Source organism: Flavobacteriaceae bacterium (genome assembly GCA_003443635.1).
Taxonomy (GTDB): Bacteria; Bacteroidota; Bacteroidia; order Flavobacteriales; family Flavobacteriaceae; genus AU392.
The window spans coordinates 2,100,692-2,119,481 of the sequence record CP031964.1 but is presented as its reverse complement, the minus strand read 5'-3'; the positions used below and the strand labels follow the sequence as shown (position 1 = coordinate 2,119,481).

Annotated in this window: 16 protein-coding genes; 13 read left to right on the top strand and 3 right to left on the bottom strand. The window is 30.2% G+C overall.

Features of this window, described 5'->3' with window-relative positions:
• Positions 1–64: 64 nt before the first annotated feature.
• Positions 65–445: a RidA family protein gene (locus tag D1817_09655; protein AXT20137.1), complete on the bottom strand. Its 381-nt coding sequence runs from the start codon at positions 443–445 to the stop codon at positions 65–67.
• A 35-nt stretch (positions 446–480) separates the two neighbouring features.
• Entirely contained in the window at positions 481–3,204 is a 2,724-nt protein-coding gene (locus D1817_09650) for an LPS-assembly protein LptD (protein AXT20136.1), read from the bottom strand.
• 86 nt (positions 3,205–3,290) lie between these two features.
• Here D1817_09650 and D1817_09645 point away from each other — a divergent pair, with 86 nt between their 5' ends.
• From D1817_09645 to bshA, 8 genes are all read left to right on the top strand, one after another.
• The gene (locus tag D1817_09645) at positions 3,291–4,376 is read left to right on the top strand and encodes an N-acetylmuramoyl-L-alanine amidase (protein AXT20135.1); all 1,086 of its coding nucleotides are present in this window, start codon (positions 3,291–3,293) and stop codon (positions 4,374–4,376) included.
• Positions 4,377–4,436: 60 nt separating this feature from the next.
• On the top strand, positions 4,437–5,405 hold the full coding sequence (locus D1817_09640) for an MCE family protein (GenBank protein ID AXT20134.1): 969 nt from the start codon (positions 4,437–4,439) through the stop codon (positions 5,403–5,405).
• A 16-nt stretch (positions 5,406–5,421) separates the two neighbouring features.
• Positions 5,422–6,732 (top strand): (Fe-S)-binding protein, encoded by a 1,311-nt coding sequence (locus tag D1817_09635; protein ID AXT20133.1) that lies wholly within the window; start codon positions 5,422–5,424, stop codon positions 6,730–6,732.
• Positions 6,733–6,789: 57 nt separating this feature from the next.
• Positions 6,790–7,230, top strand: a complete 441-nt coding sequence (locus D1817_09630; GenBank protein ID AXT20132.1) for a phosphoheptose isomerase — start codon at positions 6,790–6,792, stop codon at positions 7,228–7,230.
• A gap of 22 nt (positions 7,231–7,252) precedes the next feature.
• Positions 7,253–8,044 (top strand): (Fe-S)-binding protein, encoded by a 792-nt coding sequence (locus tag D1817_09625; protein ID AXT20131.1) that lies wholly within the window; start codon positions 7,253–7,255, stop codon positions 8,042–8,044.
• Positions 8,045–8,050: 6 nt separating this feature from the next.
• Positions 8,051–8,536, top strand: a complete 486-nt coding sequence (locus tag D1817_09620) for an ABC transporter ATPase (GenBank protein ID AXT20130.1) — start codon at positions 8,051–8,053, stop codon at positions 8,534–8,536.
• 117 nt (positions 8,537–8,653) lie between these two features.
• Complete coding sequence (locus D1817_09615) at positions 8,654–11,572, top strand: beta-N-acetylglucosaminidase (GenBank protein AXT20129.1); 2,919 nt, start codon at positions 8,654–8,656, stop codon at positions 11,570–11,572.
• 55 nt (positions 11,573–11,627) lie between these two features.
• On the top strand, positions 11,628–12,761 hold the full coding sequence (gene bshA / locus D1817_09610; protein AXT20128.1) for an N-acetyl-alpha-D-glucosaminyl L-malate synthase BshA: 1,134 nt from the start codon (positions 11,628–11,630) through the stop codon (positions 12,759–12,761).
• 87 nt (positions 12,762–12,848) lie between these two features.
• Here the strand turns inward: bshA and D1817_09605 are convergent, their stop codons facing one another.
• Positions 12,849–13,343 carry a hypothetical protein gene (locus D1817_09605; protein ID AXT20127.1) on the bottom strand — a complete coding sequence of 165 codons (495 nt, stop codon included), beginning with the start codon at positions 13,341–13,343 and terminating at the stop codon, positions 12,849–12,851.
• 210 nt (positions 13,344–13,553) lie between these two features.
• On the opposite strand from D1817_09605, the gene D1817_09600 reads away from it, so the two are divergent.
• The 5 genes from D1817_09600 (at position 13,554) to D1817_09580 (ending at position 18,776) form a co-directional block, all read left to right on the top strand.
• Positions 13,554–14,615 (top strand): chorismate synthase, encoded by a 1,062-nt coding sequence (locus D1817_09600; protein ID AXT20126.1) that lies wholly within the window; start codon positions 13,554–13,556, stop codon positions 14,613–14,615.
• 95 nt (positions 14,616–14,710) lie between these two features.
• Positions 14,711–16,027 (top strand): dicarboxylate/amino acid:cation symporter, encoded by a 1,317-nt coding sequence (locus tag D1817_09595; protein AXT20125.1) that lies wholly within the window; start codon positions 14,711–14,713, stop codon positions 16,025–16,027.
• A gap of 37 nt (positions 16,028–16,064) precedes the next feature.
• Positions 16,065–17,102 carry a glutathione synthase gene (locus tag D1817_09590; protein AXT20124.1) on the top strand — a complete coding sequence of 346 codons (1,038 nt, stop codon included), beginning with the start codon at positions 16,065–16,067 and terminating at the stop codon, positions 17,100–17,102.
• A gap of 3 nt (positions 17,103–17,105) precedes the next feature.
• Complete coding sequence (locus D1817_09585; GenBank protein ID AXT20123.1) at positions 17,106–17,942, top strand: sulfurtransferase; 837 nt, start codon at positions 17,106–17,108, stop codon at positions 17,940–17,942.
• Positions 17,943–17,945: 3 nt separating this feature from the next.
• On the top strand, positions 17,946–18,776 hold the full coding sequence (locus D1817_09580; GenBank protein AXT20122.1) for a hypothetical protein: 831 nt from the start codon (positions 17,946–17,948) through the stop codon (positions 18,774–18,776).
• Positions 18,777–18,790: the final 14 nt, after the last annotated feature.

Here is an 18,790-nt window from a genome sequence, read left to right as displayed (position 1 = left end):
TATTAAAAAAGCATCATAAACTATTATGATGCTTTTTTTGATCTATTTAAATTATAATTTTGTTTTACTTCATTGCAATCATGCTAATTTCTACATTAGCATCTTTTGGTAAACGCGCCACTTGCACACATTCGCGTGCAGGAGCAGTATCATCATTAAAATAAGTTCCATATACTTCGTTTATCTGTCCAAAATTATCCATATCACTAATAAAAATAGTCGCTTTTATGATATTCTCAAAAGTCATTTCTGCTTCATCTAAAATTGCTTTTAAGTTTTCCATTACACGTTTAGTCTCTGTTTTTATATCATCATAAATAAGCTCCATTGTTTCTGGGTGAAAAGCAATTTGCCCTGATGTATAAAGTATGTTGTTATTTAAAACAGCTTGATTATATGGTCCAATTGGAGCTGGTGCTTTTGATGTAGTAATTATAGTTTTCATAAAATATATTATTATATGTATTAGTTTAAATGATTCTAAAGCTGTCTATCTCTTTCTCTACGCTTTTCGTATTTAAGAGCTTCTAAAATAGGTGCTTTTACTCCAATAAAGAAATTCCATGAACTACGAGTACTAAATGGTACCCAGGTAAAGTCCATTCTCCAACTTTCTAGATCTCTTGTAAACCTAAATTGAGTAAATGTTACTCCTTTATTAAGAACATCATACCCTGAAGAAACTCCAATGCTCCATCTAGGAGATAATTGAATATCCCCTGATGCCATTATTGAATGAGAAGCAATTTCGTTCTGACCTCTTGCATTGTTGTAATTTACAGTATATGCAAGCCTTAAACTCCATGGGATTTTAAAATTATAAAATTCACTATTTTTTTGATCAGGCTCTTTTTTATTTTCTTCTTCTTGATTAAATTGTTGATTTGCAAAATTTTGAGAAACACCAAACAAATCATCTTCTCTACCACCATTTCTTAACGATTCTTGCCTTGCTGCTTCGTTTTTTTGACGTTTATTACTAAAGCTTTTACTCGAGAAATTATAACTAGCAGTGGCGTTAGCAGTAGTTAACCTAGCCAAACCACCACCAGCATTAATATTAAATGTATTGATCCTATTATTGTTATTATCTAGAGCATAAGGATCAAAAGTAGCTCCGAAATTTATGTCTAAATCTTTAAATAACTTTGTACCACCAGTAACTCTTATAGGGCTTAGGTTTAAGGAATCTGCAGATATGTTATAATTTGTAGATAAATTTAAATTATTGAAGATAACTATTTTCTTAGATTCTATTTTTCCATCTTTATTTTTGCTTCTTATTTTTGCTTCAATATTATTACTTACAGTAAGCCCTATATTACTGGAAAATTGATTCCCAGGAGCTCCAAATAACGAGCCTTCAAATCGAGAAAATTCTTGTTCTAATTCTCCAACTGTAGTTCCATTTGCATCAACTACTTCAACATTGTCAAAAAACTGATTAAAAGCAGGGTTAATACTATAAGAAATACTAGGCCGTATAACATGTCGGATAGCTTGTAATTTACTATTCTCTCCAAAATTTGCTTGTCCATATATAGTGGTACCTAGATTAGCACTAAAATTATATGTTCTAAACGAATCAAACCCATCTATGTCTTCAGTAACTATTTCCTGTGTTGTTTCATCAAAAAACCTATTAATAGTATTAAGCGTCCAAGTTTCTTCAAAATTTGCATTTGCACTAAAACTGAGATGTTTTAATAATTTAAAATTAGTATTAATAGGTATGGTATGCCTTGCTCCAATAAGTGCATTGTCAAACATTCTACTTGTGAAAAAATCAGAATCAGTAGTTTGTATCCTATTTTCTGCCCGTACATTGTACTGCAAGTTTATATTTTGTATTATTCCCTTTTTACTTCCTACTTTTGGAGCAAAAGGAAAAATACGATCCACACTAGCTTGAAATGTTGGTAGTGTTAAATTAATACTTTCGGTTTGAGTATTCTGTGAGTGAGTCGCAGTTAAACTAAATCTTACCTCAGGAACTGTTTGAAATCTTCTGGAATAAGATACGGAAGACGTTAATGTATTATTTAAGAAACTAGAGGTTGTAAGTTGATTTAAAGATTCTTGAAAAAAAGTACTACTTCCTATATTTACAGAAGCAGAAAATGTAGAATTTGGATTTGATTTTGCATCTTTTCTATGAGTCCATCTTAGATTATAAATCTCAGATTGTGAAAAATCTGGAAACCCACGTTCACTTATTAATAAATTTTCAAATCTAAAACTAAAAATGCCGTTATAATTGTAACGCTTTCTATAATTACTTTCTAAATTAAGAGCATAGCTACCATTTGTATAATAATCTCCAAGAACAGCGAGATCTAAATAATCACTAATAGCAAAATAATAACCTCCGTTTTGTATAAAATACCCTCTTTCATTCTGCTCTCCAAACGTTGGAAATATAACTCCTGATGTTTGTTTTTTTGTTAAAGGGAAATAAGCAAACGGAACACCTATAGGTGTTGGTACATCTGCAATAAATAAATTTGTAAGACCAGTAACTATTTTTTTACCAGGAACAACTTTCCCTTTTCTAACTAAAAAATAATATTCAGGATCTTCAGGAGTTTCAGAAGTTGTAAATTTTGCATTGGATATATAAAAAGTAGAATCATTCTCTTTCTTACTTAATTCAGGGAAAATAGTACCGCCTTCCTGCTCTGTTTTAGAATTCCAAATCAATGCTTTTTTTGATTCAATATTAAACTGTATAGAATCAGATTCTATAACTTGTCCACCTTGTTTAAAAATTGGCTTTTGCAAATACACTCCAGACGAGTCTTTAATACGGCCAGCATAAACAAGACCTGTAGCGTTATCAATAACTATAATTCCTGCAGTAATTTCATATACGCCATAATTTACTTTTGCTTCATCATATAAAATAGCTTTTTTACCTTCAGAAGCGATATAGCCTTTTGCTTTATATATTACTTTATCGGTTAGAGCCCCTTCTTTTTTCACCTTTAAAGTATCCTGTTTAATTGTGTCTTGTTCCCTTAGATTAGAAATAGAATCATTCTCTTTTGGTTTAATAATTTTATTTTTATCACCTACATCTTGAGTGTAACCAAAAGTGTTTATAAACACTGTAAAACTTAGGGCAAAAAGTATATTAAAGATGTTTGTTTGCAACGCTTTTAGATGTATTTTTGTAAAAGTATGGCTCGGTTTTTGAATTGCCAAAGTTACATATATTTTTTTGGTTTATTTTATTAAGCAAAAAAAATAAAATTTAAAATAAACCTAGTTTTTAAGCCGTTTAAGTGTTTATGCAAACGAAAATGAAATCCCTTTTAGTATTCTTTATATTTTTATTAACAACTGTGGTTTTTGCACAGCCATCTAGAGATAAGTTTAAAGTAGTTTTAGATGCGGGTCATGGAGATAATGATCCTGGAAATACTTGGAATGGGTTTAAAGAAAAAGATATAGCTCTAGCAATTGCTTTAAATATAGGTAAAGCTCTTGAAAAACATAAAGATATTGAAGTTATATACACTCGTAAAACAGATGTATTTGTTGATTTGCATAAGCGTGGAGCCATTGCAAATAAAGCTGATGCAGATTTATTTGTGTCAATACATTGTAATGGGCATACTAGCCAAGCCAATGGAACTGAAACATGGGTATTAGGTACTAAACGAAATGAGACTAACTTTAATGTTGCAAAAGCTGAAAATGAAGTTATTTTTTTAGAAGAAGATTATGAAAAAAACTACGAAGGTTTTAATCCAGATTCTCCAGAATCATTAATTGGATTAGCACTCTTACAAGAAGATTATTTAGATCAAAGTATTTTATTAGCGACTTATATTCAAGATAGTTTTAAGAATAAAATAAAAAGAAAAAGTAGAGGCGTAAAGCAAGCAGGGTTTATAGTATTACATCAAACATATATGCCAAGCGTATTAGTTGAAACTGGCTTTTTATCTTATAAAAAAGAAGGTGCATATTTAAATTCTAAAAAAGGAAAAACTCAAATGGCATCAGCTATAACAGATGCAATTATAAAATATAAAAATAATCTAAATTCTGATTTTTTAATTGCATCAAATGGTTCGGTAATTGAAAAGGAAAAAGAAATTGTATTAGATAATGACATTATTTATAAAGTGCAAATTGCAGCTGGATCACGTAAATTAGAAACAAAACCTTATAACTTTAATGGTTTAAGAAATATTTCTAGAACTAATTATGGTAACGGCTATAAATATTTTTATGGAGAAACTTCAAACTATTCCACCATTAAAAAAAACATGGAAGAAGCAAAAATTAAAGGCTATAAAACTTGTTTTATAGTAGCTTTTAGAGATGGTGAGCAAATTCCTTTAGACGATATTAAAAAACTCCGATAAATTAGAAGCATTCTTTTTAAATTAATTACTAATTTTGTCTCTAAACAATAACTATTTGTATTGAAAATTTCTAGAGAAGTCAGGACCGCCATATTAGTAATTTCAGGATTATTATTATTAATATGGATGTATAATTATTTAAAAGGAGATAATTTATTAAACTCTTCACGTACATTTCACACAGTTTATAATCACGTTGGGGGATTGGCACCTTCGGCTCCGGTATTAATTAATGGCTTAACAGTAGGTCGTGTACAAAGTGTAAATTTTGTTGGAGATGGCTCAGGGAAATTAAAAGTAACCTTAACAGTCGATAGTGATTTTAAATTTTCAAAAAATAGTATTGTAGAACTTTTTGATAATGGTCTTTTAGGAGGAAAGGCTATCCAAATACTTCCAGCTTTTGACAATGCAGAAAATGCTGAAAAAGGAGATTATTTAGAAGGTAGTATTAAAGGTGGGTTAACAGATTTAATTGGAGAAACTGTAACGCCATTACAAGAAAAAATACAAACTATTATGGTTAGTGCAGATTCTACTTTAACCAATATAAACTCCGTTTTAGACTATGAAACCAAGAATAATTTAAAAAATGCAATTGCAGAGTTAACTACTACAATAACTTCATTTAAAGAAACTTCTAAATCGCTTAATAATCTCATAAAAAATAATGAAGAAAAATTAAGCAATACTATAACAAATGTTGAAGATATTTCATCTAATTTATCAAGTATTACAGATTCAATTGCATCTGCAAACCTTAATGAAACAATAAATGGATTAAAATCTACCTTAAATAATTTTGATAAAATTTTAGCATCTATTGAAAATGGAGAAGGTACTGTAGGGAAATTATTAAAAGATGAAGCATTATACGATAATTTAGCTGGTGCATCAAAACAGGTTGAAGAATTATTAGAAGACATGAAACTCAACCCAAAACGTTATGTGCATTTTTCATTATTTGGAAAGAAAGCAAAGCAATATGATGCAGATGGAAATGAAATTAAAGCAAACAATAAAAATTAATTAGCTAACCATAATTATGAATTACATACCCAATATAATTTTTGCAATTGCTTTAATATTAGGAGTTGGTTATTTTATTAAAAATATTTCAAAATTAAGACGAAATATTAAATTGGGGAGAGATATAGATGTTAGTGATAATAAATCACAGCGTTGGAAAAATATGGCAATGATAGCTCTCGGACAAAGTAAAATGGTACGTCGCCCTATCGCCGGAATATTACATGTTATTGTTTATGTTGGATTTATAATTATTAATATTGAAGTTTTAGAAATTATTATAGATGGTCTTTTTGGAACTCATCGAGTGTTTTCTTCTTTAGGAAGTTTTTATGGATTTTTAATAGGAGCTTTTGAAATTTTAGCACTTTTAGTATTTGTATCAGTAATCGTATTTTGGATACGTCGTAATATCATAAAGTTAAAACGTTTTTGGAAAGCAGAAATGAAAAGTTGGCCAAAAAATGACGCTAATTATATTTTGTATTTTGAAATGGTATTAATGACATTATTTTTGTTAATGAATGCAACAGATATTCATTTTCAAGAAATGAATTCAGGTAATACTATTAGTCAATATATAACGCCTTTATTTAGTGGAGTAACTGAAGGAACACTTCACATTATAGAACGTAGTGCTTGGTGGATTCATATTTTAGGAATTCTAGTATTTTTAAACTACCTATACTTTTCTAAGCATTTACATATTTTATTAGCATTTCCAAATACATATTATGGCAGTTTAAAACCCAAAGGAGAATTTAATAATTTAGAAGCTGTTACTAAAGAAGTCATGTTAATGATGGACCCTAATGCAGATCCATTTGCTGCACCTGCAGATGATGTTGAAGAAGAAGCTCCAGAAAAATTTGGAGCCAGTGATGTTCAAGATTTAAATTGGGTACAATTACTTAATTCTTATACTTGTACTGAGTGTGGTCGCTGTACTAGTGAATGCCCTGCAAATCAAACAGGTAAAAAACTATCGCCTCGCAAAATAATGATGGATACTAGAGATCGATTGGAAGAGGTAGGTAAGAATATAGATTCAAATAATGGGACTTTTCAAGATGATGGAAAACAGTTATTGAATGATTATATAACAAAAGAAGAACTTTGGGCTTGTACTTCATGTAATGCTTGTGTTGAAGCTTGCCCGGTTAGTATAAATCCATTATCCATTATCTTAGATATGAGGCGTTACCTCGTTATGGAAGAATCTGCAGCACCAGTTGAATTAAATAATATGATGACAAACATCGAAAATAATGGTGCACCTTGGCCTTATAACCAAATGGATCGTTTAAATTGGAAAGATGAGGCTTAACTAAAATTTACTTTAGTCAAGAATTTAAGATTTAAAAGCTGACAAAAATCGACTATTATGAGTAAAAAAGATGTAAATAAATTATTGCAAGACAAAATAGTTGATGGCGAAAAAATCAGCCCTATGTTACCTGAAAATGTAAAAAATTATCTTATAGATATTGACGGTACCATTGGAGAAGATATTCCAAATGAAGAACCAGAACGTATGCTAACAGCTGAAGTATATTCAGATGCGTTAATAACATGTAATAAATGGTATGATCAAGGCCATATTATTTGTTTTTTTACTTCTAGAACAGAAGATCATAGAGAGTATACAGAGATTTGGCTTAAAAAGCATGGATTTAAATATCATAGTTTATTGATGGGTAAACCTAGAGGTGGTAATTACCATTGGATAGATAATCATTTAGTAAAAGCTACTCAATATAAAGGTAAGTTTACAGATTTAGTGGATAAAAAAGTAACCATTCAAGTATTTGATGATGGTAAATAATAATATATAACTCAAAAAGTATATGAGTGATGCATTAAAAGTGCCAACAATGGCAGAATTTATGGCTCAAGGAAAACAACCTGAAGTATTATTTTGGACAGGTTGTGCTGGTAGTTTTGATGATAGAGCTAAAAAAATAACGAAAGCATTTGTAAAGCTTTTAAATAAAGCTAATGTAGAGTTTGCAGTTTTAGGGACAGAAGAAAGTTGTACAGGAGATCCTGCAAAGCGAGCTGGAAACGAATTTTTGTTTCAAATGCAAGCCGTAACCAATATTGAGGTTATGAACGCTTATGAAATAAAAAAAATTGTAACTGCTTGCCCACATTGTTTTAATACTATTAAAAACGAATACCCTTCATTGGGAGGTAATTATGAGGTAGTACATCATACACAATTCTTAAAAAGCTTGTTAGATGATGGTCGTTTAACAGTTGAAGGAGGGCAATTTAAAGGGAAACGTATTACATTTCATGACCCCTGTTATTTAGGACGTGCAAATAATGTTTATGAAGCTCCTAGAGATTTAATTCGTAAATTAGAGGCAGAGTTGGTTGAAATGAAAAACTGTCGTAAAAATGGATTATGTTGTGGTGCAGGCGGTGCTCAAATGTTTAAAGAACCAGAACAAGGAGATAAAGATGTTAATGTAGAACGTACAGAGCAAGCTTTAGATATTAAACCAGAAATTATAGCTGCAGGCTGTCCATTTTGTAATACAATGATGACAGATGGTGTTAAAGCTAAAGAAAAAGAAAATAATGTAGCTGTAATGGATATAGCAGAACTTATAGCTAATGCTCAAGATTTATAAATAATTATGCTTGTAGATTTTAATATATTACCTGAGACTTCTAGAGTTTGGATATATCAATGTAATCGTTCATTATCTGAAAATGAAATAAAAGAAATTAAATCAAGATTAGATGTGTTTATTGAAAATTGGACTGCTCATGGAAGTGATTTACAATCAGGTTATAATGTTAAGTATAAGAGATTTATAATAATTGGTTTGAATCAAAACTTGAATAAAGCAACTGGATGTTCTATAGATGCTTCAGTACATTTTATTCAACAACTAGAGAAAGATTTCAATATCGATTTAATGGATAAAATGAATGTTTCCTATAAACAAGGCGAATTCATTGCTTATAAACCATTGACCGAGTTTAGAAAGATGGCTAAAGAAAAAGCTGTATCAAAAAACACTATAGTGTTTAACAACTTGGTAACCAATAAAGCTGAATTTTTAGAAAACTGGGAAGTTCCAGCTAAAGATAGTTGGCATAGTCGTTTTTTAAATTAAAATAGTTAATTTCTTATTAATAAAAGTATCTTAAAGTTTTATATTCTTCTTTTTAAAAATGCTAATTTGGCATAGTTTTTATATTTATTATAAAATAAAAATTAATTAATCCATTTTATGCGTATTTATATAACCTTAGTTATTACTCTTTTGTTTTCAAATATTATTTTTGGACAAGAGACTAAAGACCCTCTACTAGCTAAAGACACATTACTACAACAAAAATGGGTAGATAGTATATATACTAATATGAGTCTACAAGAAAAAGTTGGACAGTTATATATGCTTCAAGTATTTTCTAATCAAGATGCAGCCACTAAGGCAGCAACTATTAAGCTTATAAAAAATAATCATATTGGCGGCTTAATTTATTCTAAAGGAGGACCTGTTCGTCAAGCAAAACTTAATAACGAATTACAAGCAATATCTAAATTACCTCTATTAATTGGTATGGATGCTGAATGGGGTTTAAGTATGAGATTAGATTCTACATATGCATTCCCTTGGAATATGACACTAGGGGCGATTAAAGATCCTAAATTAATTGAAAGGGCAGGAAAACATATAGGTGAACATTGTAAGCGTGTTGGAGTACACTTTAATTTTGCACCTGTTGTAGATATTAATACGAACCCTAATAATCCAATTATAGGAAATCGTTCTTTTGGAGAAGATAGAAATAATGTTACAGAAAAAGCATTAGCATTTATGAAAGGAATGCAAGGAGCAGGTGTTTTAGCAAATGCGAAACATTTTCCTGGGCATGGTGATACAGATTCTGATTCCCATAAAACTTTACCAACTATAAGTTTTAATGAAAAACGAATTGATTCTATTGAGTTATATCCATACAAGGAATTAATTAAAAATGGATTGTCGAGTGTAATGGTAGCACATTTAAATGTTCCTAGTTTAGAATCTAGAGAAGGATATCCGTCATCACTTTCAAAACATATAGTTTCGGATATTTTAAAAGATAGATTAGAGTTTAAGGGACTTATTTATACAGATGCTCTAAACATGAAAGGAGCTTCAAATTTTGCAGAATCAGGAGATATAGATTTAGCAGCTTTTAAAGCAGGGAATGATGTATTATTAATTTCTGAAGACATTCCAAAAGGGATTGCTAAAATAATTGAAGCTTTTGAAAAAGGGGATATTACAGAAGAGCGTTTAGCTCATTCAGTTAAAAAAATATTGAAAGCAAAATATAAAGTTGGGTTAAATGACTATGAGCCAATTGGAACTCATAATTTAGTTAAAGACTTAAATCGTTTAAAAGATGATATTCTTTATGAAGAGCTTATAGAAAATGCATTAACCGTTGTTAAAAATGAAAGTGATATTTTGCCATTACAGGGTTTAGAGAAAAAGAAAATTGCTTATGTAAAAATGGGAGATGCAGATGGCTCAACATTTTTATCAGAACTTAAAAAATATGCTAAAGTTCACGAAATAAAAGCAAACTCGTTAGATGACCTAGTAACGAAATTAAAAAATTATAATACAGTTATTGTAGGTTTTCATAAATCTAATGAAACTCCATGGAAATCTCATAGATTTAAAAATAAAGAGTTGGTTTGGCTATATGAAATAGCCAGAACAAATACTGTACTTTTAAGTGTATTTACTAAACCTTATGCTTTATTAGATTTAACATCTACTGAAAATATAAATAATATTACAGTAGCTTATCAAAATAGTAATATAGCTCAGCAAAAAACTGCACAGTTAATGTTTGGAGCAATTGGAGCAAAAGGAGAATTGCCTGTAAGTTCTGGTAAAGATTTTAAATTGGGTATTGGTATCAAAACAAATTCTTTAAAACGTTTAGGGTATACAATACCAGAACGTGTTGGTATAAACTCAAAGCGATTGAGTAAAATTGATTCTGTAGCTGAATATGCTATAAAGAATAAAATGACACCAGGAATACAATTATTAGTTGCTAGAAAAGGAAAGGTAATTTATAATAAAAATTTTGGTAAACATACATATGATTCAAATAAGAAGGTGAAATCTTCAGATTTGTATGATGTAGCTTCTTTAACTAAAATTTTAGCGACATTACCATTAGTAATGGAATTAGAAGAAAAAGGGAGTATTTCATTAGATAGCAAATTATCTCAATTGTTACCAGATTATAAAGGCACAAATAAAGAAAATGTAACGCTAAAGCGTATGTTATCTCATTATGCGCGATTAAGACCATGGATACCCTTTTATTATAATACAATAGATTCTGTTTCTAAACGCCCAAACCCTAAATATTATAATTCTAAAAAAAGTAATACTTTTAACATACAAGTTACCAATAATTTATATTTAAGATCAGATTATCAAGATTCAATTCAAGAAACAATTAAAGATAGTGAGCTTTTAAATAGGTTACGATATAGATATAGTGATTTGCCTTATTACATTCTTAAAAAATATGTAGAAGATTTTTATGATACAACTTTAGATAAATTAGTCCAAAGTCATTTTTATGAATCTTTAGGAGCAAATTATACGACATATAATCCAAGAAATAAATTTAGTAATACTCAAATTATCCCTACAGAAGTTGATGATTATTTTCGATTTCAAGAAGTACATGGATATGTACACGATATGGGTGCTGCAATGCAAAATGGAATAGGAGGGCATGCAGGAATATTTAGTAATGCTAACGATGTTGCAAAAATAATGCAGATGTATTTACAAAAAGGGTTTTATGGTGGAAAACGCTATTTTAAACCACAAACAATAAATAAATTTAACACGTGTTATTATTGTAATAAAAATAATAGGAGAGGTGTTGGGTTTGATAAACCTCAGATTAGAGATGAAGGGCCTACTTGTGGGTGCTTGTCTAAAAAGAGTTTTGGACATTCTGGGTTTACCGGTACTTATGCTTGGGCTGACCCTGAAGAAGAAATTGTATATATTTTTTTAGCAAATAGAACCTATCCAACCCCAGGTAAAAATTTATTATTAAGAGAGAATATTAGAACGGAAATTCAAAGATTAATTTATGAAGCTATAGATGATTAAGAATTAATCTTTTTTATGTTATAGCTTTCGTTATTACTAAGTGCATAAAAAACAAATGAAAATAGGAATAGTATGTTATCCAACTTTTGGAGGTAGTGGTGTTGTTGCTACTGAACTAGGTTTAGAATTATCTAAGCGCGGTCATGAAATTCATTTTATTACATATAGTCAACCAGTTAGATTAGAGTTGTTAAGCAATAATGTACATTATCATGAAGTTAATGTGCCAGAATATCCATTGTTTCATTATCAACCATATGAATTAGCACTGTCTAGTAAACTAGTAGATATGGTAAAACTACATGGTATTGAAGTTTTGCATGTACATTATGCAATCCCTCATGCTTATGCTGGTTATATGGCAAAGAAGATGCTTCAAGAAGAAGGAATAAACCTTCCAATTGTAACTACTCTTCATGGTACAGATATTACTTTAGTTGGAAGTCATCCATTTTATAAACCTGCAGTGACCTTTAGTATTAATAAATCTGATGCAGTAACTTCTGTATCAAAGAGTTTAAAGGATGATACACTTCGTCTTTTTAATATAACTAATACTATTAAAGTAGTACCAAACTTTATTGATACAGAAAAGTATAGATCTGATTATACAGATTGCCAACGTGAAATGATGGCTACTAATGATGAAAAAATCATTACTCATATTAGTAATTTCAGACCAGTTAAACGTATAAGTGATGTTATAAATATTTTTAACGAGGTTCAGAAAAAAATACCTTCAAAACTAATGATGGTAGGAGATGGTCCAGAACGTTTGCCAGCAGAAAATTTAGCACGACAATTAGGTATTGAAGATAAAGTCATTTTTTTTGGTAAGAGCCGTGAAATTGATAAAATTTTGTGCTTTTCAGATCTATTTTTATTGCCATCAGAAACAGAAAGTTTTGGATTAGCAGCATTAGAAGCTATGGCATCTGGAGTACCTGTAGTGTCAAGTAATACAGGAGGTATTCCTGAAGTGAATAAACACAAAATAACAGGATTTACTAGTAATGTTGGAGATATAGAAGATATGTCTAAAAATGCAATTCATATTCTTGGAGACGAAGATGTTTTAAATGCATTTAAAACAAATGCTAAAAATGAAGCTAAATACTATGATATTTATACTGTTGTAGCACAATATGAAAAAATATATGAAGATGTTTTAAAAACAGTTATCATTTAAAAAACTTTCTAATTAAAAACTCAAGAAGTAAAAAAAAGCATTGCAATCTTATTATTGGCAATGCTTTTTTATTAAGCTATTTTAACTTTAGAACTGATACCTAAAACTTAAAGCAATATCAAAATCTAAATTATCATTAAAGCTCCCAAGACCTAATTCTGGCCTAAAATCTAAAGATACTTGTAATGGAATATCAAAATCGTATTCTATACCTATATTACCAGCTACTAGTAATCCTGTAGAATTACGATCACCACCTCCTGGTAGGTCAATATCAAAAGAAGCTATACCTGCCCCTAAACCTGTATACCAATAAAAGTTGCCATCTAAAACCCAAACCCATTGATAAACCCCTACAAAACGTATCGCATTAAAATCATTGCCATTATCATCTCCATTACGCCATCCTAGATTAAATTCTAAACGATTGTTTTCACTTATTAACCTCTGATAAGTTACTTCAGTCCCAAAACTATCGCCTCCACCTAATCGGAGACCAATAGCATTTTCAGCTATATTTTGAGAGTTAGAAATGCAAGTAAAACCTATAAAGGTCACAACTATTAAAAATAATTTTTTCATTGATTTTGTTTTTTGTTAGCGCAAATTAATTAAAAATTTATGTGAGTTATATCTGTAAATTTAAAATATTAACGCTTTGTATAGGTGAGTTATTTTAAAAAAATGCTAAACTTGTACGTATTGCATAGTTTTTGATATAAATAGAAGCATTATTGAATTCTATTTTTGTAATCTCTTAGAATAAATTTACATTAGCATAAAAATTTATTAATGGCTGGAAACTCCTTTGGAAACATATTTAAATTAACCACATTTGGCGAATCACATGGACCAGCTATTGGTGGAATTATAGATGGTTGCCCATCAGGTTTAAAGTTAGATTTTGAAGCGATTCAAAAAGAATTGAATAGGCGCAAACCTGGTCAATCAGAAATTGTCACACAACGAAAAGAACCAGACGAAGTTAAGTTTTTATCTGGAATTTTTGAAGGAAAAACTACAGGAACCTCTATCGGTTTTATTATAGAAAATGCCAATCAGAAATCTAAAGATTATTCTCATATAAAAGAAGTATATCGTCCGAGTCATGCAGATTTTACATATGATCAAAAATATGGACATCGTGATTATAGAGGTGGTGGTCGTAGTTCGGCCAGAGAAACAGCTTCTAGGGTAGTGGCAGGTGCTATTGCTAAACAATTTCTGAATACAATTAAGATTAATGCATTTACATCCTCTGTAGGTGATATTTCTGTAAATAAACCTTATCAAGAATTAGATTTTAATCATATTGAATCAAATGTGGTACGCTGTCCAGATAGTGAAACAGCAGAATTAATGATTTCTAAAATTAAAGATATTCGTAAACAAGGAGATACAATAGGTGGTACTGTTAAATGCGTTATTCAAAATATACCTATAGGCTTAGGAGAACCAGTTTTTGATAAATTACATGCAGAGTTAGGTAAAGCAATGTTGTCTATTAATGCTGTAAAAGGATTTGAATATGGTAGCGGATTTGAGGGTGCTAAAATGAAAGGGAGTCAACATAATGATCTTTTTAACTCTGACGGTACAACAAAAACTAACCTTTCAGGTGGAGTACAAGGAGGTATAAGTAACGGGATGGATGTTTATTTTCATGTAGCATTTAAACCTGTTGCAACTATTATGCAAAAGCAAAATACAATAAATAAAGAAAGGAATATTGTTGAGATGCAGGGTAAAGGACGCCATGATCCTTGCGTAGTCCCTAGAGCTATACCTATAGTTGAAGCAATGGCAGCGTTAGTAATTGCAGATTATATGCTGTTAAATAAAATATACAAATAATACTACCTTTTTTACAATAAGGATATTATTATGATTGAGACTGAAAACAATATAATTATAATACACTCTGTTTTTAAGAGTTAAAATAAATTTTTATGAAAAAACTTGCATTGCATTGGAAAATTTTAATAGGAATGGGCCTTGGTATCATTTTTGGATTTATTATGAATTCAGTAGGTGGAAAATGGTTTGTAACAGATTGGATTGCACCTTTTGGAACAATTTTTATTAATCTTTTAAAATTAATTGCTGTACCACTAATACTAGCTTCTCTTGTTAAGGGAATTTCAGAATTAGGGCACATTTCAAAGATTAAAGCAATGGGTTTGCGCACGATTGGTATATATATGGGTACTACTGTAATTGCAATTGTAATTGGATTAAGTATTGTAAATATTGTTAAGCCTGGTTCAGGAATGTCTCAAGATACTATCGAGAAAATTAAAGTTACTTATCAAAGCTCTGCAGATATGATGGTGGGTAAGGCAAATATGCAAAAAGAAGCTGGACCACTTCAAGCTTTAGTTGATATATTTCCTAGCAATATTTTTAAAGCATTAGGTGATGCTAAAATGCTTCAAATTATCTTTTTTGCACTCTTTGTGGGCGTATGTTTATTATTGATTCCAAAGAAAAAAGCTAAACCTTTAGTTAAGTTTTTTGACTCTATGAATGAAGTTGTAATGAAAATGGTAGATTTAATTATGATGTTTGCTCCGTATGCAGTCTTTGCTCTTTTAGCAAATGTTATAATTGCTTTTGAAGATGTAGAAATTTTAATTAAATTAGTAGTTTATGCGCTTTGCGTTGTTGGAGGCTTAATGTTAATGATAGGTGTGTATTTATTCTTGGTAAGCATATACACAAAAAAATCACCATTATGGTTTTTAAAACAGATAAGCCCTGCTCAACTTTTAGCATTTTCTACAAGTAGTAGTGCTGCTACCTTACCAGTTACGATGGAACGTGTAGAAGAGCATATTGGTGTAGATAAAGAAGTTTCTAGTTTTGTTCTTCCAGTTGGAGCTACTATTAATATGGATGGTACAAGCTTGTATCAAGCCATAGCTGCTGTGTTCATAATGCAAGTAATTTGGCCAGAAGGTTTAACCTTTACAAATCAGTTGGTTATTATTTTAACAGCATTGTTGGCATCTATAGGTAGCGCTGCAGTACCAAGTGCCGGAATGGTAATGTTAGTTATTGTATTAGAAGCTGTTGGTTTTCCAGCAGAATTATTACCAATAGGACTTGCATTAATTTTTGCTGTAGATAGACCTTTAGATATGTGTAGAACAACAGTTAACGTTACTGGTGATGCCACAGTGTCTATGATGGTAGCAAAATCTTTAGGAAAATTACATGACCCAAAACCTAAAAACTGGGATGATAATTATGAAGAGGTAAAATAAATTCATTAAATTAAATCTCTATAAAACCTTTATGAAAATGAATGTTTGTTTTATAATGTATCCTTGGGAGCAGATAGATCCTGAAAATGATACAAGTTTGACTTTAATTAAAGAATGCGTAAAACGTGGCCATGGTGTGGCAATATGCACACCTGCAAATCTTACTATTAGAGATAGTGTTACCAATGCATTTTGTGCTGTCATTGACAAAATTGATAGAGTGCCAACTACATTAAAAGCTTTTTATAACAAAGTTACATTAAGAGAAGAAATGTTGCCACTTGCTGGATTTGATGCCATTTTTTTTAGAGCAAATCCACCATTAGATCCAATTATGTTAAACTTTTTAGACTCAGTAAAAGATGATGTCTTTATAGTTAATTCCCTAGAAGGAATGCGTGAAGCAAACAATAAATTATATACTGCAGCTTTTGGTGATGCACATAGTAATATTATACCAAATACACATGTGTCAAAAAACAAGAAATATTTGGTTCAGCAGATTAAAGAATCTAAGGCTGATAAAATGATTTTAAAACCTTTAAATGGGTTTGGGGGTTCTGGAGTTATACTTATTGAAAAATCAGCAATGAGTAATATTAATTCATTATTGGACTTTTATATTTCTAGTGGCGATGGAGAATCGAATTATGTTATTCTTCAAGATTATATTGAAGGCGCAGATGAAGGCGATGTTCGTATTTTATTATTAAACGGAGAACCTGTTGGTGCTATGAAACGTGTTCCTGGTAATGATGATCATCGTTCTAATGTATCTGCTGGTGGATCAGTACAAAGACACTCATTGACTAAAGCAGAAAAAGCATTGTGTAAACAAATAGGTCCAAAATTGGTTAATGATGGGCTATATTTTGTTGGGATAGATGTTATAGGAGGTAAATTAGTTGAAGTTAATGTCATGTCTCCTGGAGGAATTACATACATAAATAAAGTGTATAAGAATAAGTTTAAAGTTGAAGAAAAAGTTATAGATTTCTTAGAGAGTAAAGTGTTAGATAAGCTTCAAGCCTTTGATAGATTAACAAGGCTTCGTAAAACAGTAGAAGAAGCTTAATGTATGAGTAGTATTAATATCAATAAACCGTTAGTTTCTGTTAAATGGCTAAATGAAAATTTAAATGCTACTAATCTAATTATATTAGATGCAACAATAAAAGTGGTTACAGAAAATTCATCTAATGAAAATGCTATACAGTATATACCTTCGACACGATTTTTTGATTTAAAATATAAATTTAGCGATACATCTGCACCTTTCCCAAATACTATTTCTACCGAAACACAATTTACTAAAGAAGCTCAAAATTTAGGTATTAATAGGGATAGTGCTATTGTAATTTATGACACTAAAGGAATTTATTCCGGTCCTAGAGTATGGTGGTTATTTAAAACGATGGGATATCATAATGTAGCAGTTTTAAATGGTGGGCTTCCAGAATGGATTAGTCAGGGTTACAATACAACTTCATTTCAAGAATATAAAGGAAAACAAGGAAACTTTGTAGCTAAATATTCTTCAGGAACAATGCGATTTTTTGATGATATGAAATTAGCATCAAAAGATAGTTCTAAGTGTATTATTATCGATGCACGTTCAACCGCTAGATTTAAAGGAGAAGTTGAAGAACCTAGAATTGGATTAAGGAGTGGTACAATCCCTAATTCATTTAATTTTCCATATACTAACTTATTTAATGGTAATGTTTTTAAATCTGATGAAGAATTAAAACAAGAGTTTAACAAATTAGCAAAACTTGATGATGAAATTATTTTTAGCTGCGGTTCAGGTATTACTGCTTGTGTTTTAGCACTAGGAGCAACCCTGAGCGGTTATAAAAGTTTATCTATTTATGATGGCTCTTGGACAGAATGGGGAAGTTTAATTAATGAGTGAAATATGTTACAACTTTCTATTGAAGAGATTATAAAAAAGATTGAATCCGAAGAAACTTTTAATGCCATAGCCTTTGATAACTCTTTTTCTATAAAAATTGAAAGTTATGTACCTTATGTTTGTGGGGCGATACATGATGGTCATCAATTTAGAGACGAGCTTATAGACAATTGTATTCACACAGAATATGAACGTTGGTATGAAGAAGATCCTTCAACGAAACAAATGATACAATCACATCCTATTGTTATAGCTGGTATGGACTCTCGTTTTGAGTATGATTTAAATCGCTCTCCAGAAACTGCTATTTATACAGATGCTTGGGGAAAACAATTATGGCATAATCCATTATCAGAAAAGGTGAAGCAAAAAAGTCTTCAAAAACATCACAATTTTTATAAAGTAGTAAATTCATTAATCAAAAAAATAGAGAAGAAGTTTGGTATAAGTATTGTGTTTGATATGCATAGTTATAATTGGAAGCGGTGGGATAGAGAAGTTCCTACGTGGAATTTAGGAACAACTAATATTGATAATTCTCGATTTGAAATTATAATAGAACAATGGAGGCAGAGTTTATCTGAAATTAAATTACCGAACAAAATTAAATCGACTTCAAAAATAAATGATACTTTCCAAGGCAATGGATATTTTTTAAAATATATCACTAGCAATTTTAAGAATTCTCTAGTTTTAGCTACAGAAGTTTCTAAAATTTATTGTAATGAGTTAGATGGCACTATTTATAATAATGTTGTAAATAAGATTGAGGAAGAATTAAAAATACGATTGTCAGAACAAGCATCTGTATTTTATGAATTATATAAGAAATAGAAAAGAATGATGAA